The organism is Sphingomonas sp. 4RDLI-65 (assembly GCF_049472435.1).
In the GTDB taxonomy this organism is placed as follows: Bacteria; Pseudomonadota; Alphaproteobacteria; order Sphingomonadales; family Sphingomonadaceae; genus Sphingomonas.
In genome coordinates this window covers 215,360-237,159 of the sequence record NZ_JBCEBT010000001.1, presented here as the reverse complement: position 1 = coordinate 237,159, position 21,800 = coordinate 215,360, and the positions used below count along the sequence as shown (strand labels likewise).

At 68.1% G+C, this 21,800-nt stretch carries 19 protein-coding genes and 2 riboswitches; of the genes, 15 read left to right on the top strand and 4 right to left on the bottom strand.

Annotated elements, in window-relative coordinates:
* The first annotated feature begins 21 nt into the window (after positions 1-21).
* Positions 22-238: riboswitch (cobalamin riboswitch) on the top strand.
* 182 nt (positions 239-420) lie between these two features.
* From VH567_RS00925 to cobJ, 7 genes are all read left to right on the top strand, one after another.
* Positions 421-1,470, top strand: coding sequence for a HoxN/HupN/NixA family nickel/cobalt transporter (locus VH567_RS00925; protein ID WP_423322374.1), 1,050 nt, complete (start codon positions 421-423; stop codon positions 1,468-1,470).
* A 53-nt stretch (positions 1,471-1,523) separates the two neighbouring features.
* Positions 1,524-1,739, top strand: a riboswitch (cobalamin riboswitch).
* Positions 1,740-1,839: 100 nt separating this feature from the next.
* Positions 1,840-2,889 carry a cobalamin biosynthesis protein CobW gene (cobW, locus tag VH567_RS00920; protein ID WP_423322372.1) on the top strand — a complete coding sequence of 350 codons (1,050 nt, stop codon included), beginning with the start codon at positions 1,840-1,842 and terminating at the stop codon, positions 2,887-2,889.
* Between the two features lie 6 nt (positions 2,890-2,895).
* Positions 2,896-6,129 carry a cobaltochelatase subunit CobN gene (gene cobN, locus VH567_RS00915; protein WP_423322370.1) on the top strand — a complete coding sequence of 1,078 codons (3,234 nt, stop codon included), beginning with the start codon at positions 2,896-2,898 and terminating at the stop codon, positions 6,127-6,129.
* On the top strand, positions 6,126-7,271 hold the full coding sequence (locus VH567_RS00910) for a cobalamin biosynthesis protein CobG (RefSeq protein ID WP_423322368.1): 1,146 nt from the start codon (positions 6,126-6,128) through the stop codon (positions 7,269-7,271). The genes cobN and VH567_RS00910 overlap by 4 nt, the downstream gene beginning before the upstream one ends.
* Complete coding sequence (locus VH567_RS00905) at positions 7,272-7,901, top strand: precorrin-8X methylmutase (protein ID WP_423322366.1); 630 nt, start codon at positions 7,272-7,274, stop codon at positions 7,899-7,901. It begins immediately after the preceding gene.
* Positions 7,898-8,623: a precorrin-2 C(20)-methyltransferase gene (gene cobI / locus VH567_RS00900; protein WP_423322364.1), complete on the top strand. Its 726-nt coding sequence runs from the start codon at positions 7,898-7,900 to the stop codon at positions 8,621-8,623. The genes VH567_RS00905 and cobI overlap by 4 nt, the downstream gene beginning before the upstream one ends.
* Complete coding sequence (gene cobJ / locus VH567_RS00895) at positions 8,620-9,369, top strand: precorrin-3B C(17)-methyltransferase (RefSeq protein ID WP_423322362.1); 750 nt, start codon at positions 8,620-8,622, stop codon at positions 9,367-9,369. The genes cobI and cobJ overlap by 4 nt, the downstream gene beginning before the upstream one ends.
* Here cobJ and VH567_RS00890 read toward each other — a convergent pair.
* Positions 9,345-10,094: a cobalt-precorrin-6A reductase gene (locus VH567_RS00890; RefSeq protein ID WP_423322360.1), complete on the bottom strand. Its 750-nt coding sequence runs from the start codon at positions 10,092-10,094 to the stop codon at positions 9,345-9,347. The two genes, cobJ and VH567_RS00890, sit on opposite strands and share 25 nt — an antisense overlap.
* Between VH567_RS00890 and cbiE the strand changes: the two genes are divergently transcribed.
* The 6 genes from cbiE to cobF are packed head-to-tail and all read left to right on the top strand — an operon-like array spanning position 10,093 to position 15,214.
* Positions 10,093-11,292, top strand: a complete 1,200-nt coding sequence (gene cbiE / locus VH567_RS00885) for a precorrin-6y C5,15-methyltransferase (decarboxylating) subunit CbiE (RefSeq protein WP_423322358.1) — start codon at positions 10,093-10,095, stop codon at positions 11,290-11,292. The two genes, VH567_RS00890 and cbiE, sit on opposite strands and share 2 nt — an antisense overlap.
* Positions 11,289-11,666, top strand: coding sequence for a cobalamin biosynthesis protein (locus VH567_RS00880; RefSeq protein WP_423322356.1), 378 nt, complete (start codon positions 11,289-11,291; stop codon positions 11,664-11,666). Before cbiE ends, VH567_RS00880 begins: the two co-directional genes overlap by 4 nt.
* Positions 11,663-12,448: a precorrin-4 C(11)-methyltransferase gene (gene cobM, locus VH567_RS00875; protein WP_423322354.1), complete on the top strand. Its 786-nt coding sequence runs from the start codon at positions 11,663-11,665 to the stop codon at positions 12,446-12,448. Before VH567_RS00880 ends, cobM begins: the two co-directional genes overlap by 4 nt.
* Positions 12,445-13,752 (top strand): cobyrinate a,c-diamide synthase, encoded by a 1,308-nt coding sequence (locus VH567_RS00870; protein WP_423322352.1) that lies wholly within the window; start codon positions 12,445-12,447, stop codon positions 13,750-13,752. The genes cobM and VH567_RS00870 overlap by 4 nt, the downstream gene beginning before the upstream one ends.
* Positions 13,749-14,468, top strand: a complete 720-nt coding sequence (gene cobA / locus VH567_RS00865) for a uroporphyrinogen-III C-methyltransferase (protein WP_423322350.1) — start codon at positions 13,749-13,751, stop codon at positions 14,466-14,468. Before VH567_RS00870 ends, cobA begins: the two co-directional genes overlap by 4 nt.
* Positions 14,465-15,214, top strand: a complete 750-nt coding sequence (gene cobF / locus VH567_RS00860; protein WP_423322348.1) for a precorrin-6A synthase (deacetylating) — start codon at positions 14,465-14,467, stop codon at positions 15,212-15,214. The genes cobA and cobF overlap by 4 nt, the downstream gene beginning before the upstream one ends.
* Positions 15,215-15,217: 3 nt before the next feature.
* Here the strand turns inward: cobF and VH567_RS00855 are convergent, their stop codons facing one another.
* From VH567_RS00855 to VH567_RS00845, 3 genes are read right to left on the bottom strand one after another with little or no spacing between them, the layout of a single operon-like run.
* The gene (locus VH567_RS00855; protein WP_423322346.1) at positions 15,218-16,552 is read right to left on the bottom strand and encodes a cell wall hydrolase; all 1,335 of its coding nucleotides are present in this window, start codon (positions 16,550-16,552) and stop codon (positions 15,218-15,220) included.
* Positions 16,549-17,469 (bottom strand): cysteine synthase A, encoded by a 921-nt coding sequence (gene cysK, locus VH567_RS00850; protein WP_423322344.1) that lies wholly within the window; start codon positions 17,467-17,469, stop codon positions 16,549-16,551. The genes VH567_RS00855 and cysK overlap by 4 nt, the downstream gene beginning before the upstream one ends.
* Positions 17,466-18,818: an MFS transporter gene (locus VH567_RS00845; protein WP_423322342.1), complete on the bottom strand. Its 1,353-nt coding sequence runs from the start codon at positions 18,816-18,818 to the stop codon at positions 17,466-17,468. Before VH567_RS00845 ends, cysK begins: the two co-directional genes overlap by 4 nt.
* Positions 18,819-19,280: 462 nt before the next feature.
* Between VH567_RS00845 and pdhA the strand changes: the two genes are divergently transcribed.
* Both pdhA and VH567_RS00835 read left to right on the top strand, forming a co-directional pair.
* A complete protein-coding gene (pdhA, locus tag VH567_RS00840) occupies positions 19,281-20,333 on the top strand; it encodes a pyruvate dehydrogenase (acetyl-transferring) E1 component subunit alpha (RefSeq protein ID WP_056475462.1) in 1,053 nt (350 codons plus the stop codon).
* Positions 20,333-21,760, top strand: coding sequence for a pyruvate dehydrogenase complex E1 component subunit beta (locus tag VH567_RS00835; protein ID WP_423322340.1), 1,428 nt, complete (start codon positions 20,333-20,335; stop codon positions 21,758-21,760). Before pdhA ends, VH567_RS00835 begins: the two co-directional genes overlap by 1 nt.
* The last annotated feature ends 40 nt before the right edge of the window (positions 21,761-21,800 follow it).

Here is a 21,800-nt window from a genome sequence, read left to right as displayed (position 1 = left end):
CGCAGGATGCGGCTTCCAGCCGTTTCCCGTGATCGCGTCGGTGCCCGGAAGGGCTTGATTGGGAATGCGGTGCGGACGGTTCGCCGTCCTATGCCGCGGCTGTCCCTGCAACTGTAAGCGGCGAGCGAGACGCACGAGCCCTCTCCGCGAGGGCAGCCACTGGGCCGCAAAGCCTGGGAAGGCGTGCATCGAGCAACGACCCGTGAGCCAGGAGACCTGCCGGCGTCTGGTCGCTCTTGTCCCGGTCCAGGGGGTGGCCGAGGCACGGTGAACGCCGCCTGCGTGACACTGGCTGAGCGACGACCATGTGGCGGGGGCCGCATCGGCGTCGTGCGTCGGCCGCTCATGGCGTCCGGTCGTCGTATGTCCCGGCCGTTCGCGGCAGGCCCCGGTCCTCGTCGGACGCTGCGGGGTTTGTGCATGACGACTACAACACGTGAAAGACCGGTGGGGGTTTCGACCCGCAAGCGCATCGGCTGGCTGTTCGCAGGCCTGGTCGCGGCCAATATCGCCGCCTGGGGCTGGGCGTTCTCGCTGTTCCACGCGCAACCGCTGATGCTGGGCACCGCGCTGCTCGCTTGGGGGCTGGGCCTGCGCCACGCAGTCGACGCGGACCACATCGCCGCGATCGACAACGTGACGCGCAAGCTCATGCAGGACGGCCAGCGCCCGATCGCGGTCGGCTTCTGGTTCGCGATCGGCCATTCGGGGATCGTGCTGATCGCGGCGGTCGCGATCGCGCTGACCGCCAGCGCATTGTCGCAGTTCGAGGCGTTCAAGCAGGTCGGCGGCGTGATCGCGACCGTCATCTCGGCCGTGTTCCTGTTCACGATCGCGGCGATGAACCTGATCATCTTCCGCTCGGTCTGGCGCACCTTCGGCCATGTCCGCGGCGGTGGGACCTATGTCGAGGAGGATCTCGACCTGCTGCTCGGCAACCGCGGGCTCCTTGCCCGGCTGTTCCGCCCGATGTTCCGGCTCGTCACGCGCAGCTGGCACATGGCGCCGCTCGGCTTCCTGTTCGGGTTGGGGTTCGACACCGCGACCGAAGTCGCGATCCTCGGCCTCTCCGCGAGCCAGGCTGCCGACGGTCTCTCGATCGGCGTCGTGCTCGTGCTCCCGGTGCTGTTCGCGACCGGCATGGCGCTGGTCGACACGGCAGACGGCGTCGTCATGCTCGGCGCGTACGAATGGGCGTTCGTGAAGCCGATCCGCAAGCTCTACTACAACATCACCATCACGCTGATCTCCGCCATCGTCGCGATCGCTATCGGCGGCATCGAGACGCTCGCGCTGCTTGGCGCAAAGCTGGGCCTGACCGGCGGCATCTGGGACGCCGCGTCGACACTCGGCGAGAACTTCAACGGCCTCGGCTTCGCGATCATCGGCCTGTTCGTCCTCTGCTGGGTGCTGAGCTTCGCGATCTACCGCTGGAAACGCTTCGACGAGATCGAAGTCGTGCACGGATAGCTGGCGGCGTGCCGGAAAGTCCTCTAACCCACCCCCGAGGCTCGGTTGTACCGAACCTCACAGATCGCGCCGGTGCCCGAAAGGGCTTGAATGGGAATGCGGTGCGGGAGGCTTCCTCGCAATGCCGCGGCTGTCCCTGCAACTGTAAGCGGTGAGCGAGACGCACACGTCCTTCGTTTCGGAGGGCAGCCACTGGGTGCAAACCTGGGAAGGCGTACGTCGAGCCTCGACCCGCGAGCCAGGAGACCTGCCAGCGTAACGGTCGCTCTTGCCTTGATCCAGGGGATGGTCGCGGCACGGTTCTCCGTCTGAGCGACGAACGCGTGCGGCCGAAAGGTCGCGCGTGCGTGTGCTCGAAGGAGAAGTAGAATGTCCGACCGTTCGCCCAATCTGGCCAAGGTCCCCGTCACCATCGTCACCGGCTTCCTGGGCGCCGGCAAGACCACGCTGATCAGCCACCTGATCCGCAACGCCAACGGCCGCCGTCTTGCGGTCGTCGTCAACGAATTCGGCACGCTCGGCATCGACGGCGACATCCTCAAGGGCTGCGCGATCCCCGATTGCCCCGCCGAGAACGTCGTCGAACTCGCCAATGGCTGCATCTGCTGCACCGTCGCCGACGACTTCATCCCGACCGTCGAGACACTGCTCGCACTCGACCCGCGCCCCGACCACATCCTGATCGAGACGTCCGGCCTTGCGCTGCCCAAGCCATTGCTCAAGGCGTTCGACTGGCCCGCGATCCGCTCGCGCATCACCGTCGACGGCGTCATCGCGCTCGCCGATGCCGAGGCAGTCGCCGCCGGGCGTTTCGCCCCAGACGTCGCCGCGCTCGACGCCCAGCGCGCCGCTGACCCCAGCGTTGATCACGAGACGCCTTTGTCGGAGGTGTTCGAGGACCAGCTCGCCTGCGCCGATCTCGTGCTCCTGACGAAGGTCGATCTCGCCGGTCCCGAAGGCGTCGCCAAGGCGCGCGCCGTCATCGCCGCCGAGTCCGCACGTCCCCTCCCGGTCATCGACCTCACCGACGGCATCATCGATCCCCGCGTGATCCTGGGCCTCAACGCCGCCGCCGAGGACGACATCGCCAGTCGCCCCTCGCATCACGACGGCGAGGACGATCACGAGCATGACGATTTCGACAGCGTCGTCGTCGAGTTGGGCGAGATCGCCGACCCCGCCGCCCTCACCGCGAAGATCGAAGCGCTCGCCCGCAGCGCCGACATCCTCCGCGTGAAAGGGTACGCCGCCGTCACTGGCAAGCCGATGCGCCTGCTCGTCCAGGCGGTCGGCGCGCGCGTCCGCACGCAATATGATCGCCTCTGGCGCGCAGGCGAACCCCGCCGCACGCAACTCGTGGTCATCGCCGAGCACGACCGCATCGACGAGGCCCGCATCAAGGCCGCGCTGGACGCCTGAGCCCCGATGCACGTCGTCTTCCGCGAGACCCACGGGCTGGAGGAAAGCGCGGTCCCGCAGGACCTCGCCCAATCCCCCGCGGATCTCGTCGTCCTGTCCTTCTCCGACGGCGACCTCGGCGCGTTCGCCGCGGGCTGGAGACGTGCGGATGCGGCCGGAAGCCGCCTCCCGTCGCTGCGTCTCGCGAACCTGACCGCACTCCAGCACCCGCTCTCGGTCGACACCTATGTCGAGCAAACGCTGGCCGGCGCCAAGGGCATCCTGATCCGGCTGATCGGCGGCCGCTCCTACTGGAGCTACGGCCTGCAACAGGTTGAGAACCTCGCGTGGGAGAAGGGCATAGCGCTCGCCGTCCTCGCAGCAGACGGCCGCATCGACACGCGCCTCGACGCCGCCTCGACGATCCCGCTGTCGACGCTGCGCCGCTTGGCGCATCTCTGCGACACCGGCGGCGCGGTCGCGGCGCAAGCGGCACTGGCCCAGTTCGCGCTGGCCGCCGGTTGCTACGCCGGCCCGGTCAGCGGAGTCCGCGCGATCGCCGACGTCGGCGGCTGGCAACCGCACGACGGCGTAACGTGCCCCGCCGCGTTCGCGCTCAACGCGCACCGCCCCCGCGTGCTGGTCGTCTTCTACCGCTCCTACCTGACCGCCGCAGACCTCAACCCGATCGAAGCGCTCCACGCCGAACTGACCGCGCGAGGTTTCGACGTCATCGCCCTCTTCGCGCCCTCGCTCAAAGCCCCCGACGCAGCCGGCTGGCTATCTCGCTGGGTCACAGCCCTGAAGCCCGCCGCGATCGTCAACGCCACCGCGTTCTCCGCCCGCGGCGCCACCGACACCACGCCGCTCGACGGCGCCGACGTCCCCGTCTTCCAGATCGCGCTAGCCACGTCCGACCGCGCAGCTTGGGCCGGCGCCACCCGCGGCCTCTCGCCCGCCGACCTCGCCATGCACGTCGTCCTTCCCGAAGTGGACGGCCGCCTCTTCGTCGGCGTCGCCAGCTTCAAGGAAGCCGCGACCAGAGACGGCGACCTAGAATATACCCGCCGCGAACACCGCGCTGACCCGGCACGCATCAACGCCATCGCCGCGCGCATTGAATCCTGGACGAAACTCGCCAGCAAACCCGTCGCCGACCACCGCCTGGCGATCGTCCTCTCAACCTACCCAGGCAAGGCATACCAGATGGCGCACGCCGTCGGCCTGGACGCGATCGCCTCCACGCAAGCAATCCTCGCCGACCTAACCGAAGCCGGGTACGCGATCATGCCCGACACCAGCGATCTTGCGATGTCCCGCATAAACTGGCCGCTTGCCGAGTACCGCAGAGCCCTCGCGCACTTGCCCGAAGCACTCCGTAGCGATCTCCTGGAAACCTGGGCCGACCCGACCGAAGACTTCACCTTCACCGCGATCGACCACGGCGGCGCGCTCGTCGCCCTCCAACCCGAACGCGGCCGGACCGAGCAGCGCGCTGAGGAGTATCACGACCTCTCCCGCTGCCCCTGCCACGCCTATGTCGCCTTCTACCTGTGGCTCCGCACGCGCGGCACCGACGCGCTGATCCATGTCGGCGCGCACGGCACGCTCGAATGGCTCCCCGGCAAGTCGGTCGCTCTGTCCGACGCCTGCTGGCCCGAAGCGCTCACCGGCGCGATGCCCGTCATCTACCCGTTCATCGTCAACGACCCCGGCGAAGCGGCGCAAGCCAAACGCCGCATCGGCGCGGTCACGCTCGGCCACGTCCCGCCACCGCTCGAACGCACCCGCACCGGCGCCGGCCTCGGCCGTCTCGAAGCACTGCTCGACGAATTCTCCAACGCCGACGGTCTCGACCCCGCACGCCGAGACCGCCTGCAACGCGACATCCGCGACGAAGCCACCGCCACCGGCCTCGCGGTAACGCTGGGCCTCGACGACGCGCAGTCCCAAGCCGAGGCGATCACCCGCATCGACACCTTCGTCTGCGATGTGAAGGAGAGCCAGTATGGCGACGGCCTCCACATCTACGGCTGCGGCGAGCACGGCGAGGGCGAACGCGCCGGGCTCCTGTCCGCGCTCCAAGGCAAACGCGTCGCACCTGGCCCCTCCGGCTCCCCGTGGCGAGGCCGCGCCGACGTACTCCCGACCGGCCGCAACCTCTACACCACCGATCCGCGCGCAGTGCCTTCGCGGGCCGCACATACCCAGGGCGTAAAGCTCGCCGACGAACTCGTCCGCCGCCACTTGCAGGACCACGGCGACTACCCCCGCAACCTCGTCGTCGACCTATGGGCTTCCGCGACGATGCGGACCGCAGGAGAGGAGTTCGCGATGGCGCTCCACCTGCTCGGCGCGGAGCCAGTGTGGGACATGCAGTCGGACCGCGTGACGGGCGTCGAGATCCTGCCGCTGGCCAACTTCGACCGCCCCCGTATCGACATCACGCTGCGGGTCTCCGGCCTGTTCCGCGACGCCTTCCCGACACTCTGCACGATGTTCGGCCAGACCGTCCGAGCGCTCGCTGCACGCGATGAACCGGCCGACTGGAACCCCTTCATCGGCAAGCCCGTCAGCGCTCGCGTCTACGGCCCCGAACCCGGCCGCTACGGCCTGAGCATGGGCGACGCCGCCGAAACCTACACGCCAGAGGCTCGACTGGAAGCTGGCCAAGCGTGGCTATCCGCCTCCAGCCACGCGCTCGACGACGGCCACGACAGCTTCGACCCGACCGGCATTCGCAACCGCGTCGCCGCCGCAGACGCCTTCGTCCACGTCCAGGACCTGCCCGAAACCGACCTGCTCCTCGCCGCGGACTATGCCGCGCACGAAGCCGGTTTCGCCGCCGCGCAATCGGTCGCAGGAGGGAACGCCACGCTCTACCACCTCGACGCACGAGACCCGACCCAAGCCAAGGCCCGCCCGCTCAAGGAAGAGATCGCCCGCGTCGTCCACGCTCGCGCCGCAAACCCACGCTGGGTCGACGGCATGATGCGCCACGGCTTCCGCGGCGGCGCGGAGATCGCCGCCACGCTCGATCACCTCGGCGCCTTCGCGCACTTGGCCAGCGCGGTCCGCCCCGAACTGATCGACCTCTATTACGACGCGACGCTCGGCCGCGACGACGTCCACGCTTTCCTCGCCGAAGCGAACCCCGGTGCGCTGGCGGCAATGCAGGCGCGGTTCGCAGCGCTCCACGCCGCGGACCTGTGGCCGACCCGCCGCAACTCGATCCTCGCAGCGCTGGACCTGCCGGCATGACCGGGTTCGTCGTCAAGGGCTGGTGCCCCGACGCATGGCGCCCGATGATGGCCGGCGACGGCCTGCTCGTTCGCGTCCGCCCCCCGCTCGGTCGCCTGACCCGCGCGCAACTTCTGGGCCTTGCCGAAGCCACGACGCAGCACGGCAACGGCCAGATCGACGCCACCAGCCGCGCCAACCTCCAGATTCGCGGCGTCTGCGAGGAAAGCTGGCGTCCGCTGATCGACGCGCTTCTCGACCTCGGCCTGATCGACCGGGACCAGACCCAAGAGACGCGCGCCAACATCCTCGTCGCGCCCGACTGGCGCGCCGGCGACGACACCCACCGCATTGCCGAAGAGCTGCGCACCCGATTGTCGGAGCTGCCGGATCTTCCCGGCAAGGTCGGTTTCGCGATCGACGCCGGCGCCGCGCCGATGCTGCAAGACGCGCCCGCCGACTTCCGCATTGAACGCGCCGCGCCCGGTCAGTTGATCCTCCGCGCAGACGGTCGCGAGCTCGGCACGCTGCTGTCGCCCGGCACCGAAGTTGACCGCCTGATAGCGCTTGCTCGATGGTTCGCGGACACCGGCGGCGCCGCGAGCGGTCGCATGGCACGACATGATGCGCCTCTCCCCGATTGGGCTGCCGGCATCACGTCCTCCGCGCCATCGGCGTACAGGCTCCAACCTGGCCGGCACCCTCTCGGCGTCGCGCTCGGCCTGCCATTCGGTCGGGTCTCGGCGACGGCACTGACCCGCTTCCTCGAAGCTGAAACTGCCGTCGAGGGGATTTGCCTGACACCCTGGCACATCGCGATCTGCGAAACGGCTGCCAAGCTCCCCGTGCAGCCGGACCCCGCCGACTTCATCACCGACCCATCTGCGCCGATCCTGCGCGTAGATGCCTGCGTAGGCGCGCCGGCATGCGCGCAGGCCAGCGTCGAAACCCGCGATCTCGCGCGCCACCTAGCCCCCCACGTTACCGGCCGGCTCCACGTCTCCGGATGCGCCAAAGGATGCGCCCGCGCCGCCCCCGCCGACGTGACGCTGACCGGGCGCGACGGTCGCTACGACCTCGCCTTCGACGCGCGCGCCGGCGCGCCACCCTCCCGCGCTGGCCTCGACGCCGCGCAGATCCTCGCTCATTTCGGAGCCGCCTGAATGCCGTACGCCTATGAAACCGACGGCGCGGCGATCTACCGCCAGTCCTTCGCCATGATCCGCGCGGAGGCCGACCTCGCCCGGTTCTCGCCCGAGGAAGAGCCGGTTGCCGTCCGCATGATCCACGCAGCAGGGCTCGTCGGCCTCGCCCAGCACCTCCGCTTCTCGCCGACATTCGCCGTCGAAGCCCGCCGCGCTTTGCAGGCCGGCGCGCCAATCCTGTGCGACGCCCGCATGGTCACAGAAGGCATCACCCGCGCCAGATTGCCCGCCGACAACCGCATCGTCTGCACGCTCCGCGCCCCCGAAACGCCCGAGCTCGCGAGAACGATGGGCAATACGCGATCGGCGGCCGCACTCGAACTCTGGCGTCCGCATCTCGCCGGTGCAGTCGTGGCGATCGGCAATGCGCCGACCGCGCTGTTCCACCTGCTCAACATGCTCGAGGACCCCGATTGCCCGCGTCCGGCGGCGATCATCGGCTGCCCCGTCGGCTTCGTCGGCGCGGTCGAATCGAAGGCGGCGCTCTGGACCGACCAGCCAGTTCCCTGCGTCGTCGTCGAAGGCCGGATGGGCGGTAGCGCCATCACCGTCGCCGCAATAAACGCGCTGGCGAGCGGTACCGAATGACGCTTGGCACGATCCACGGCGTCGGCTTGGGCCCGGGCGCGCAGGACCTGATGAGCGTCCGCTCGGACCGCCTTGTCCGGAACGCCCGCCACGTCGCCTATTTCCGCAAGGCGGGACGCGCCGGTCAGGCGCGGAAGATCGTCGACGGCATGCTCCGCGCCGACGTGATCGAGTTCCCGATGGAATACCCCGTCACCACCGAGATCCCGGTATCGGACCCGCGCTACAATGACTGCCTGTCGGCATTCTACGAAGGCTGCATCGACCACCTCGCCACACTCGCCCACACCGGTGAAGACGTCGTCGTACTCTGCGAAGGCGACCCGTTCTTCTACGGTTCGTTCATGCACCTCTACACCCGCCTCCAGACGATCGCACCGGTTCAGGTCGTCCCCGGCATCACCGGCATGTCGGGCGCCTGGACCGCGAGCGGGGCGCCGATCACGTGGGGCGACGACGTGCTCACGGTGCTGATGGGCACGCTCCCCGAGGACGATCTGGTTCGCCGGATCCGCGACACCGATGCGCTGGTGGTGATGAAGATCGGCCGCCACCTCGACAAGCTCCGCCGTGCCGTCGCCGCCGCCGGCCGCGAGGACGAGGCCTGGCTGGTTGAGTACGCGACAATGGCGGATCAGCGCGTCACCAGGCTCTGCGATGCGGAGGCGATCACGCCGTATTTCTCGATTCTGCTGATCCACGGCCAGGGACGCCGCCCATGACCGGCTGGCTCGCCATAGCCGGGCTCGGGCCGGGCAACGAAGCGCTCGTGACGCCGGAAGTCACGGCTGCGCTCGCCGAAGCGACCGACGTCATCGGCTACATCCCCTATGTCGCGCGCGTCGCCCCACGCGAAGGCCTGACGCTTCACCCGACCGACAACCGTGTCGAACTCGATCGCGCCGCGCACGCGCTGCAACTCGCGACGGAAGGACGCCGCGTCGTGGTCGTATCGTCCGGCGATCCCGGCGTGTTCGCGATGGCGGCGGCGGTGTTCGAGGCACTCGAAGCCGGCCCGCAAGAATGGCGCGATCTCGATATCCGCGTACTTCCCGGCATCACCGCGATGCTCGCCGCGAGCGCGCGTGCCGGGGCGCCGCTGGGGCATGATTTCTGCGCGATCAACCTCTCGGACAATCTCAAGCCGTGGTTATTGATCGAACGCCGCGTACGCCTCGCCGCCGAAGCCGACTTCGCGATCGCCTTCTACAACCCCCGATCGAAGGCACGACCCGACGCCCTGATCCGCGTCTTCGAAATCCTCCGCGAGACCTGCCGCGACGACCGCCCCGTCCTGTTCGCCCGCGCCGTCTCCACGCCCGAGGAAACCCTCCGCATCGTCCCGCTCACCGAAGCCCGCGCTGAGATGGCCGACATGCGCACGATGATCATCATCGGCTCCAGCCTCACCCGAATCATCGACCGCCCGGCGGGCCCGATCCTCTACACGCCCAGGTCGGCGCCATGATCGAGCCAATGCAGCACGTCCTCCGCCGCATGCACCTCCAACCGAGCGGGCAGGGCCGGCCGGTCGATCATGATCACCGGCACCCCGAGCGCGCGTGCCGCGCCCAGCTTGGCCTGCGCGCCGGTGCCGCCCGCATTCTTGCAGACCACGACCTCGATCCCGTGCGCTTCCAGCAACCGCAGATCGCCGTCGAGATCGAACGGCCCGCGATCGACCACCAGGTGATGGCGCGGCAACCCGGGCGGATGATCGGGCACATCGACGAACCGCAGCAGATAATCGTGCTGCGGTTGCGCTGCGAATGCGTCGACTTGCATCCGCCCGAGCGCGAGCATCACGCGCCGCGATGGTCCGGCGAGTGCCGTTACGGCCGCCTCGATATCGGCGACATGCGTCCATCGATCGCCCGCGACGGGGCTCCAGGGCGGTCGCGTCAGGGCGATATGCCGCACACCCGCACGGTCTGCGGCGAGGACGGCGTTCGCACTCATGCGGGCGGCGAACGGATGCGTCGCGTCCACCAAGTGCGTCACGCCGTGATCGCCCAGATACAAGGCCAGCCCTTCGACGCCGCCGAAGCCGCCCACCCGCACCGGGATCGGCTGTGCCCTGGGGCTGGCGACGCGCCCGGCATAGCTCAGGACGGCATCGCCGCCCCGCGCCGCCAGCAGCACGGCCAGTGCGCTCGCTTCGGTCGTGCCGCCCAGCACCAGGATGTTCGACATGGCTGACACTCCCTGGCTGACGATCGTGGGGATCGGCGAAGACGGCATCGCTGGCCTGTCCGCGCCGGCAAAAGCGGCGCTCGCCGGCGCCGATCTCGTGACCGGTGCGACCCGGCATCTGGCGCTGCTCCCCGATCTTACGGGCGAGGTCGTGCCGTGGCCAGTCCCGTTCGACCAGGGGATACCCCGGCTGCTCGATCATCGCGAACGGCGCGTCGTCATGCTCGTCTCCGGCGATCCGTTCTGGTTCGGCGGCGGCACCAGTATCACCCGTCATCTCGCCCCGGGCGAGTGGATCGCGCATCCGGTGCCATCGACGTTCAGCCTTGCCGCCGCACGTCTCGGTTGGCCGATCGAGGACACCGCGTGCCTCGGCCTTCACGCAGCAGCGTTCGCGCGCCTACGCCGCCATGTCGCGACCGGACGCCGCGCCGTGGTGCTGGTTCGCGACGGCGATGCCGTTGCGGCGTTGGCACGGTATCTCGGCGATCTTGGCTTTGCGGACTCGCGCCTGCACGTCCTCGAAGCGCTGGGCGGCCCCCGCGAACGGATCCGCGGAACGACGGCGGCGCGGTTCGATTTCGACGATGTCGCGCATCCCGTGGCGGTCGGGATCGTGTTCGCCGGCACGGGCGACGCAATGCCCCAGGCCGCGGGTCTGCCCGATACGTGGTTCGAACATGACGGCCAGATTACCAAAAGCCCGATCCGCGCGCTGACCCTGTCCGCGCTCGCGCCGAGGCCGGGCGAGACGTTGTGGGATATCGGCGCGGGCGCGGGTTCGATCGGTATCGAATGGCTGTTGTCCGGCGGCTCGATGCAGGCGATCGCGTTCGAGGCGGACCCGGTCCGCGCCGCCCGTGCGCGCGCCAATGCGGCCGCGCTGGGGGTAGATCGTCTGACGGTCGTGGAGGGTCGTGCACCCGCTGTGCTCGAAGGCCATGCCGCGCCCGATGCGGTTTTCATAGGTGGCGGCCTCTCGGAGGCGTTGCTGGATCATGTCTGGACGAAGCTCGTCGCCGGCACGCGCCTGGTGGCCAATGCGGTCACGCTCGAATCCGAGGCACTGCTCATCCGCTGGCAGGGGCTGAAGGGCGGCACGCTCCTGCGGATCGAACTGTCGGACGCGACTTCGATCGGCAATCGCCGCGGCTGGCGCGCGCGCTATCCGGTCGTGCAGTGGAGCGTCATCGCGTGATCGTCGCAGGCTTCGGATGGCGCACGGGCGCGAATTTGGGCGCGATACGGTCGGCACTCGCCAGCGCGCAGCAAGGCCAGCCTCCGGTCACCGCGCTCGCCGCGCCGCACGACAAGCTCGCGCTGGTGTCGCCGCTCGCCGAGGCCTTGGGGGTAGCGATGATCGCGGTATCGCCCAGCGCGCTGCAGTCGTCGCCAACGCCGACGCAATCGCCCGCCAGCCTGAAGGCCCGTGCCACCGGCAGCGTCGCCGAAGCCGCGGCGCTTGCCGCTGCCGGCCCTGGTGCGTGGCTGTTGACGACGCGTCACATATCGCCCGATCGAACGGCGACCTGCGCCCTCGCGCGATCGTGTACCGAAGGACCTGCCCAATGACCGTCCACTTCATCGGCGCGGGCCCCGGAGCGCCCGATCTCTTGACGCTCAGGGGCCGCGACCGGATCGCCGGATCGCCCGTCTGCCTGTACGCCGGCTCGCTGATCCCCGCGGCGATGCTCGATCATTGTCCGCCCGGCGCGCAGATCGTCAACACCGCGCCGCTGTCGCTCGACGCAATCATCGCCGAGATCCAGACCGCGCACGAGGCCGGGCAGGACGTCGCCCGTCTTCATTCCGGCGACCTGTCGATCTGGTCGGCGATGGGCGAGCAACTTCGCCGGCTCCGCGCGCTGGCCATTCCGTTCACGATCACGCCCGGCGTGCCGGCCTTCGCCGCCGCCGCCGCCGCGCTGGAGGTCGAGCTGACGCTGCCCGAACTCGTGCAGTCGGTGGTGCTGACCCGTACGCCCGGCCGCGCCAGCACGATGCCGCCAGCCGAAAACCTCGCCACGTTCGCCGCGACCGGGGCGACGCTCGCGATCCATTTGTCGGTGCATAATCTCGCCCAGGTGGTCGCCGACCTGATGCCAGCGTACGGCGCGGATTGCCCGGTCGCCATCGTCTGGCGCGCGAGCTGGCCGGACCAGCAGATCGCGCGCGCCACGCTCGCGACGATCGCCGATGCGGTGGCAGGCAAGCCCGATCGCACTGCGCTGATCCTGGTCGGCCAGGCGCTTGCGGCGCGCGATTTCGCCGAAAGCAGCCTGTACGCCGAGGGATACGACCGCCGTTTCCGACCGCAATCGGCAGAGTCGAAGTTTGCTGGAGACCTTGCATGACCCCCGGCCTGATGATCGCCGCACCCGCCTCCGGCACCGGCAAGACCACCGTCATGCTCGGCCTGCTCCGCGCACTCCGCGACGACGGCGTCGCGGTCCAGCCGTTCAAGAGCGGTCCCGACTATATCGACCCCGCCTTTCACCGCGCCGCCAGCGGTCGCGCATCGTTCAATCTCGATAGCTGGTCGATGCCGGGTGCGATGCTCGATACGCTCGCGGGCAAGGCCGACGATGCCGACTTCGCGCTCGCGGAAGGATCGATGGGGCTGTTCGACGGCGTCGCGAAGCCGGGCACGACTGGCAACGGCGCCAGCGCCGACATCGCGCGGCGGATGGGCTGGCCGGTCGTGCTGGTGATCGACGTGTCGGGCCAGGCGCAGTCCGCCGCCGCCACTGCGCTGGGCTTCAGCCGCTACGATCCGAGCGTGACGATCGCCGGCGTCATCCTCAACCGCGTCGCGAGCCCGCGGCACGAACGCCTTGCCCGTAGCGGCATGGACGCGGTCGGAATCCGGGTGTTCGGCGCGTTGCCGAGACGCGGTGACCTGAAATTGCCCGAACGTCATCTCGGGCTCGTGCAGGCGGTCGAGCATCCAGATCTCGATGTGCGGATCGGCGAATATGCGACGTTCCTGCGCGCGCATGTCGATATCGCGGCGCTGCGCGAGGCTGCGACGGCGGGCGTGCAAGGCCCGAGCGATCCGGTCTGGATACGGCCACCGGCGCAGCGCATCGCGCTCGCGCAGGACGCGGCGTTCTCGTTCACCTATGCGCACGTGCTCGAAGGCTGGCGCAGGGCAGGGGCCGAGATCCTGCCATTCTCGCCGCTGGCCGACGAACGTCCGGCCGCCGACGCCGACCTTGTCTGGCTGCCAGGCGGCTATCCCGAACTCCATGCGGGTCGCCTTGCCGAGGCGCGCAATTTTCACGCCGGATTGGTCAAACATGCCGGCACGCGACCGGTCCACGGCGAGTGCGGCGGGTATATGGCGCTGGGCGAAGGCCTGATCGACGCGGACGGGGTGCGGCACCGGATGGCCGGGCTGCTGGGGCTGGTCACGAGTTATGCGCAGCGCAAGATGCATCTCGGCTATCGGCGCGCTTCGTTGCGGTCGCCGATGGGCGGGTTCGCGTCGGGAGCTTCGCTCGCGGGGCATGAATTTCACTACTCGACGATCCTCGAACAGCCGGATGCGGCGCTCGCCGACGTTACCGATGCGCAGGGCGAGGCGGTGCCCGAGACCGGATCGTACCGCGGTCGCGTCACCGGCACGTTCTTTCACATGATCGCGCCTGCGGCATGACCGGGTTCGTGTCGTTCGTCGGTTCCGGCCCCGGCGATCCTGAATTGCTGACGCTGAAGGCGGTGGCGCGGTTGCAGGCGGCGGATGCGGTGCTGTTCGACGATCTGTCGTCGGCGGTGCTTGGCCATGCGCGCGCGGGTGCGGAACTGGTCGCGGTCGGCAAGCGCGCCGGGCGTCCGTCGCCGAAGCAGGCGCATGTCTCGCAGTTGCTGGTCGACTATGCGCGGAGCGGCATCCGTGTCGTCCGGCTCAAATCGGGGGATGCGGGCATGTTCGGCCGGCTCGAGGAGGAGATCGTCGCGCTGCGCGAGGCCGGCATCGCGTTCGAGATCGTGCCGGGCATCACCGCCGCCAGTGCCGCCGCGGCCGCCGCGCAGATCCCGCTCACCCGGCGGCTCAGCGCGCGGCGGGTCCAGTTCGTGACCGGCCACGACGTCACCGGCGACCTTCCGGAGCAACGCAACATGGCCGCGCTCGCCGATCCGGAGGCGACCACGGTGGTGTTCATGCCGAAGCGCACCTTCCCCGCGCTGGCGGCGTCGTTGATCGAGCACGGCCTGTCGCCCGATACGCCCACGCTGATGGCGGAGAATGTCGGCCATCCCGATCAGATGCTGAGCCGCTCGACGATCGCGAAGCTCGCCGTGCAGTTGCAGGACGGCTTTTCGGGCAAGCCCGCACTGATCCTCTACGGCCCGCTCATGGAGGCCGAATGATCGACCTTCATCTGATCGGCATCGGCACCGGCAACCCCGATCACCTCACGCGCGCGGCGATCGCCGCGATGAATGCCGCCGACCTGATCCTGCTGCCACGCAAGGGTGACGCGAAGTCGGACCTGATCGATCTGCGCCGGACGATCTGCGCCGATGTGCTTGTGGGGGCGACCCGGATCGTCGAGTTCGACCTGCCCGAACGCGATTCGACCGGCGCGTATCTCGACGCGGTCGATCGCTGGCACGATGCGATCGCCGATGCCTGGACCGCGGAGATCGCCTTGCACCTGCCGAACGGAGGCACGCTGGGGCTGCTCGTGTGGGGCGATCCGTCGCTCTACGACAGCACGCTGCGGATCGCCGATCGGTTGCGCGCGAAGGGCATGGCGATGCGTGTCCATGTCGAGCCGGGCATCACCAGCCTGCAGGTGCTGACTGCCGCGCATGCGATACCGCTGAACACGCTCGCCGCGCCGGTACTGATCACGACCGGGCGTCGTTTGCGGGCGGGGGGCTGGCCCAGCGGCGTCGATACGCTCGCGGTAATGCTCGACGGCGGATGCGCGTTCGAGACGCTGGCGCCGGAGGGCATCGCGATCTGGTGGGGCGCCTATCTCGGCATGCCGAACCAGGCCCTGATCGCTGGGCCGCTCGACCGTGTCGGTGCCGAGATCGTCGATAGCCGCGCCATACTGCGCGCGCGGCATGGGTGGATCATGGATATCTATCTGCTGCGGCGCGGATAGCGTTCAGGGCTTGGCGGGGGGCTTCGTCACGGGAGGTGGCGTCGGTACGGGAGGTGGCGTCGGTGCAACGGCCGGTTTCCGCCGGATCCCGCTCAGATCTTCCGTCGCGACCGGCTTTGCGACCGGTTCGACCGGGGCAGGGGGCGGGACCGCCGTCATCGTGACCTGAACGCGCATACACTGCGCAGGATCTGCGCGCTTGAACTGGCGGCAGTTCCAAAGCGACTTCTCGTAGCCGTGCGACCGATCGCGCAGGTAGCTGAAGCTCATCGCGGCGGCCTGCGCGGCGTTAAGAGGGAGGGATGACGCCGCCTTCGTGTCGTCCGTCCATGCCATGTAACGGCAGAACGGCCGGTCGCCACAGGCCAGCACCGCAAGCGTGGTGAGCTCATCGGCAGCCTGGTTGCGGGATAGCGTCACCAACAGCGTATCGCCGTCGATCGGGGCGCCGGCCGCAGGTGCAGCGACGGTCTCGGCGGCAGCACCGAACCCCATCGCGACCGACGCCTCCGCCAGGGCCGCATCGACCTCCGCTAGCACGGCGCCGGTCTTGTGCGCATCGGATAGGTCGGCGAGTTGGGCGATCACCGGCTCTACGGTTTCAGGGTGTCGGCCGAATGCTGCGGGCGTGCCCCACCATCCGGACCAGCGGAAGAACAGGTGCGTGTTCACCGCAGTGATCTTGTCGAGGCTGGACTGCCAATACGGCACGACCCAATCGGTGTGGTAGTGCGTGGCGTAGCCGACCGGCTTGAAGACCGCGCCGGATAGCGATGCCGCAGCGACTTCGCGCGCGCGCTGCCAGGCGTCGTCGGTCGGGTGCCAGCGCGTGAGCGCGCCGTCGCAGCTGAAGCTGAACTGGCAGCCGGTCGACCGGTCCTGCCCCTCGAACACCACGCCGCAAACAGTCTTCGGAAAGGCCGGATGACGCAGGCGGTTGAGCATGACCTGCGCCACCGCACGTTCGCCCAGCGTATCGTCGCCCGCTTCGTAGAGGATGCCCGCCGCCATGCAGTCGGTCGCGCGCGCCAAGTCCTCTGGCCCGCCGGCGAAGTGAAACGGGCGCGCAGCCGGGTTGGGATCGGTCGAGAACGGCACCGTCGCGTTGAACGCGCGCGCGTCTTCGGGGCTGAGGTCGACGAACTTGACGGGCTCGACCTCGGGCACTTCGGCTTGCGGCACGACCCGGCCGGGCGGGAGTTTGACCCGCTTCGAGACGTGAACGATCGTCGGCGCGTTGGCGACGACCAGCGCAGGCCCGACTATCGCCAGCGCGGAAATGCCGACGAGAGTGGCGCGCAGCACCTTGGTGCCGCGCGCGGAAAGATCGGTCTTCACTGTTCTGGCAGGAAGTCCGGGACCGACAGGTAGCGCTCGCCGGTGTCATAGTTGAAGCCGAGAACGCGAACGTTGTCAGGTAGATCGGGGAGCTTCTGGAGAATAGCTGCGAGCGTTGCGCCCGAGCTGATGCCGACCAGCATGCCCTCTTCGGTCGCCGAGCGGCGTGCCATATCCTTGGCCACTCCCGCGTCGACCTCGATTACGCCGTCGAGCGCCTGTGTGTGCAGGTTCACGGGGATGAAGCCCGCACCGATGCCCTGGATCGGGTGAGGCCCTGGCTGGCCACCGGCGATGACGGGCGAGGCCGCGGGCTCGACCGCATAGACCTTCAGCGACGGCCATTCCCTCTTCAGCGCCTCGGCGACGCCGGTGATATGACCGCCCGTACCGACGCCGGTGATGATCACGTCGATCGGCGTATCGCGGAAGTCGGCGAGGATTTCCTGTGCAGTCGTAGCGACATGCACGGCGATGTTCGCAGGGTTTTCGAACTGCTGCGGCATCCACGAACCGGGCGTCTGCTCGACCAGTTCCTTCGCACGCTCGATCGCGCCCTTCATGCCCTTTTCGCGCGGGGTCAGGTCGAAGGTCGCGCCGTATGCGAGCATCAGGCGGCGGCGTTCGATCGACATGCTCTCGGGCATGACGAGGACGATCTTGTACCCTTTGACCGCGGCGACGAGCGCGAGGCCGATGCCGGTGTTGCCGCTGGTCGGCTCGATGATCGTGCCGCCGGGCTGAAGGTGGCCGTCCTTCTCGGCCGCCTCGATCATCGCGAGCGCGATGCGGTCCTTGATCGAACCGCCGGGGTTCGAGCGCTCGGACTTCACCCAGACTTCGGAATCGGGGAACAGCTTCGACAGGCGGACGTGCGGCGTGTTGCCGATCGTGTCGAGGATCGAGTTGGCCTTCATGGCTTGGCTTCTCCGTGCTGAGGTTCGGTCTCGAGAATTTCTGGGGGATCAAAGGTTTTGGCGCGCCCAAGTTCCGGGAACAGTCGCGCCCAGCCGATCGTGATCGCAATAGCACCGACGCCGCCGAACACCACTGCGCCGACCGGGCCGAGCAGCGAGGCCATCACCCCGCTCTCGAATTCGCCGAGTTCGTTCGAGGCGGAGATGGTGAGCTGCGAGACCGCGCTGACGCGGCCGCGCATCGCGTCCGGCGTATGGAGCTGGATCAGCGACTGGCGGACATAGACCGATATCATGTCCGCTCCGCCCGCGACGATCAGCGCGATCAGGCTGAGCACGAAGGCGGGCTGGACGGGTATGCCGGCGATCGTACCGGGTGCGATGCCGAGCAGGGTCACGATCGGGGTCGCGACCCCGAAGGTGAGGATCGCGAGGCCGAACACGACGACGGCTATCAGCATCTTCACGCCGACATTGGTGCTCATCGGGCGGAACGAGAACCAGATCGCAGTGACAGCCGCGCCGATTCCCATGCCGGCCGCGAGCACGCCGAGCCCCTGCGAGCCGACGTGGAGGATGTCGCGCGAATAGACCGGGAGCAGCGACGTCGCGCCAGCGAGCAGCACCGCGAACAGATCGAGCGTGATGGTCGCGAGCACGAGGCGGTTGCGGCGGACATAGGTGAAGCCCTCGATGATCCGGGCGAGGGGGCGATGATCAGTCTGTGAAGCAGGCTGTGGTACCGGGCCGATCAGGAACATGAAGAAGAGCGCCACGATGAAGAGGATCGTCGCGACGCCGTAAGCGACCTCCGGGTGGATCGCGTAGAGGAGCCCCCCGACGCTGGGGCCGGCGATCGTGCCGACCTGCCAGGCGATCGAGCTGATAGCGATCGCGGTCGGGAGAACGGCGCGGGGGACCAGGTTGGGGGCGAGCGCGGAATAGGCCGGGCCGGAGAAGGCTCGGGCAACGCCGAAGGCTACTGCGGCCACGAACAATACGCCGAGCGTAAGGTGGCCAGTCCAGGTCAGTAGCCAAAGCGTCGCTGCGGTAAAGACGAGCAGTCCGGTCGTGCCGCGGACAATCCAGCGACGGTCGAAGCTATCCGCGACCAGCCCCGTAATTGGGGTGAGCAGGAACAGCGGCACGAACTGCGCGAAGCCGATCATGCCGAGCATGAACGCGGCTTGGCGGATATCCATCGTCTCGCGGGCGATGTTGTAGACCTGCCACCCGATCACGATCGACATCGCGCTGACGGCGATGGTGCCGGTGAAGCGGGACAGCCAATAGGCGCGGAAATTGGCGATCCGGAAGGGATGCTGGTGGGGGTCGGTGGTGGGGTCCATTGCGGTTGGCTTTAGGCTTGGGCGAACGGGGAGGGCAACCGGAGCTTTCCTTGGGGTGGGGATAGTGGCGCGAGCCAAGGTTGCTCGTTCCCCTTGTTCTCCCGCGAAGGCGGGAGCCCAGACTGGGCTCCCGCCTTCGCGGGAGAACAAGGAGGCGGGGGCGGGTTCGTTTTGAAAGCCGGGTCGACGCCACCGCTCATTCTTCACCACCCCGGCGAAGGCCGGGGCCCAACTGGGGGACGTCGCCAACTGAGCGATGCGCATCGTTACTGCAACCTCACCAATTGGGCCCCGGCCTTCGCCGGGGTGGTCCAGTTCGGGGAATGGGCCGACGCCACACACATTGGCGCGCCCATCCCACGCCCCCAAAACCGACATACCCCAGACGGGAATTGATGTTCCGCCCCGTCCGCGCCTATAGGCTCCCTCAACTCCCCTACGGAAAACGAGGTTTCCCACATCGTGGCCAAGACCCCCCCACCAGTACGCGCTATCGCCGAACCGCCGATCACCAACCGTGAACGGCCGGCCGAACCGAAACCGTACGAGGCGTCGAAGGACGAACTGCTCGAAATGTATCGGCAGATGCTGCTGATCCGCCGTTTCGAGGAAAAAGCGGGCCAGCTCTATGGCTTGGGCCTCATCGGTGGCTTCTGCCATCTCTACATCGGCCAGGAAGCCGTCGCTGTCGGGCTTCAGTCCGCGCTCAACGGCGAGACCGATTCGGTGATCACCGGCTACCGCGATCACGGCCACATGCTCGCCTATGGGATCGACCCGAAGGTGATCATGGCCGAGCTGACCGGGCGCAATTCGGGGATCTCGAAGGGCAAGGGCGGGTCGATGCACATGTTCTCGACCGAGCATAAATTCTACGGCGGCCACGGCATCGTCGGTGCGCAGGTGTCGCTCGGCACCGGTCTCGCGTTCAAGCATAAATACTCGAACGACGGCGGCATCTGCATGGCCTATTTCGGCGACGGCGCCGCGAACCAGGGCCAGGTGTACGAGAGCTTCAACATGGCCGAGCTGTGGAAGCTGCCGATCATCTTCGTGATCGAGAACAACCAGTACGCCATGGGCACCAGCGTCAATCGCGCCTCGGCCGAGGACCAGCTGTATCGCCGCGGCGAGAGCTTCCGCATTCCGGGCATCCAGGTCGACGGTATGGACGTGCTCGCCTGCCGCGGTGCTGCCGAGGAAGCGCTGGCGTGGGTCCGTGCGGGCAAGGGTCCGGTCATCCTCGAGATGAAGACCTATCGCTACCGTGGCCACTCGATGTCCGATCCGGCCAAGTACCGCACGCGTGACGAGGTCCAGGCGGTTCGCGACAAGTCGGATCCGATCGATCACATGAAGAAGCTGCTCGACGCGCAGGGCGTGACCGAGGCGGATCTCAAGTCCCTTGAACAGGAAATCAGGAAAATCGTGAACGAAGCCGCCGATTTCGCCGAACAGACGCCGGAGCCGGATGCTGCCGAGCTCTACACCGACGTTCTGGTGGAGAAGTACTGATGGCGATCGAGATCAAGATGCCCGCGCTCTCCCCGACGATGGAAGAGGGCACGCTGGCCAAGTGGCTCGTCAAGGAAGGCGATAGCGTCAAGTCGGGCGACATCCTCGCGGAGATCGAGACCGACAAGGCGACGATGGAGTTCGAGGCGATCGACGAAGGCACGATCGGTTCGATCAGCGTTGCCGAGGGCACCGACAACGTGAAGGTCGGCACCGTCATCGCGACGATCCTCGAAGAGGGCGAGAGCGCAAGCGACGCCAAGCCGACCGAGGCACGCTCCGGCGATGCGGCCAACGCCGCACCGAAGGAGACGCCGTCGGACGACAAGGCACCGCCGGTTCCCGAGGGCGCGTCGCCCGCCAAGGCCGAGAGCGGCACGCAACAGCTCGTCGCGTCGGCCGAGAAGGTCGGTATCTCCGACCCCGCGATCCCCGAGGGCACCGAGATGGTCAAGACGACCGTCCGCGAGGCGCTTCGCGACGCGATGGCCGAGGAAATGCGCGAGGACGACCGCGTCTTCGTGATGGGCGAGGAAGTCGCGCAGTATCAGGGCGCGTACAAGGTCACTCAGGGCCTGCTCGACGAGTTCGGCGACCGCCGCGTGATCGACACGCCGATCACCGAATACGGCTTCGCCGGCATCGGCGCAGGCGCGGCGATGGGCGGCTTGCGCCCGATCGTCGAGTTCATGACCTTCAACTTCGCGTTGCAGGCGATCGACCACATCATCAACTCGGCCGCCAAGACCAACTACATGTCGGGTGGCCAGATGCGCTGCCCGATCGTGTTCCGCGGTCCCAACGGCGCGGCGTCGCGCGTGGGTGCGCAGCATTCGCACAATTTCGCGGCGTGGTATGCGAGCGTTCCCGGCCTGATCGTGATCGCGCCGTATGACGCGGCGGATGCGAAGGGCCTGCTGAAAGCGGCGATCCGCACCGAGGATCCAGTCGTGTTCCTTGAGAACGAGCTGATGTACGGCCGCAGCTTCGACGTGCCCAAGCTCGACAACCACGTCCTGCCGATCGGCAAGGCGCGGATCGTCCGCGAGGGCAAGGACGTCACGATCGTCAGCTACTCGATCGGCGTCGGCATCAGCCTCGAAGCCGCCGAGAAGCTCGCCGAAGAGGGCATCGACGCGGAGGTCATCGATCTGCGCACGCTGCGCCCGCTCGACACCGAGACGGTGCTCAAGAGCTTGGCCAAGACCAACCGCATGATCATCGTCGAAGAGAATTGGGCGACCTGCTCGATCGCCTCGGAGATCGTGTCGGTGGTGATGGAGCACGGCTTCGACGACCTCGATGCCCCGGTGCTCCGCGTGACCAACGAGGACGTGCCGATGCCGTATGCGGCGAACCTCGAAAAGCTGATGCTGGTCAACGTCGACAAGGTCGTCGCGGCAGCGAAGAAGGTCACGTACCGGTAAATTGGACGCGGGCAGGGGGGCCGCCTAGCCGCCCTGCCCG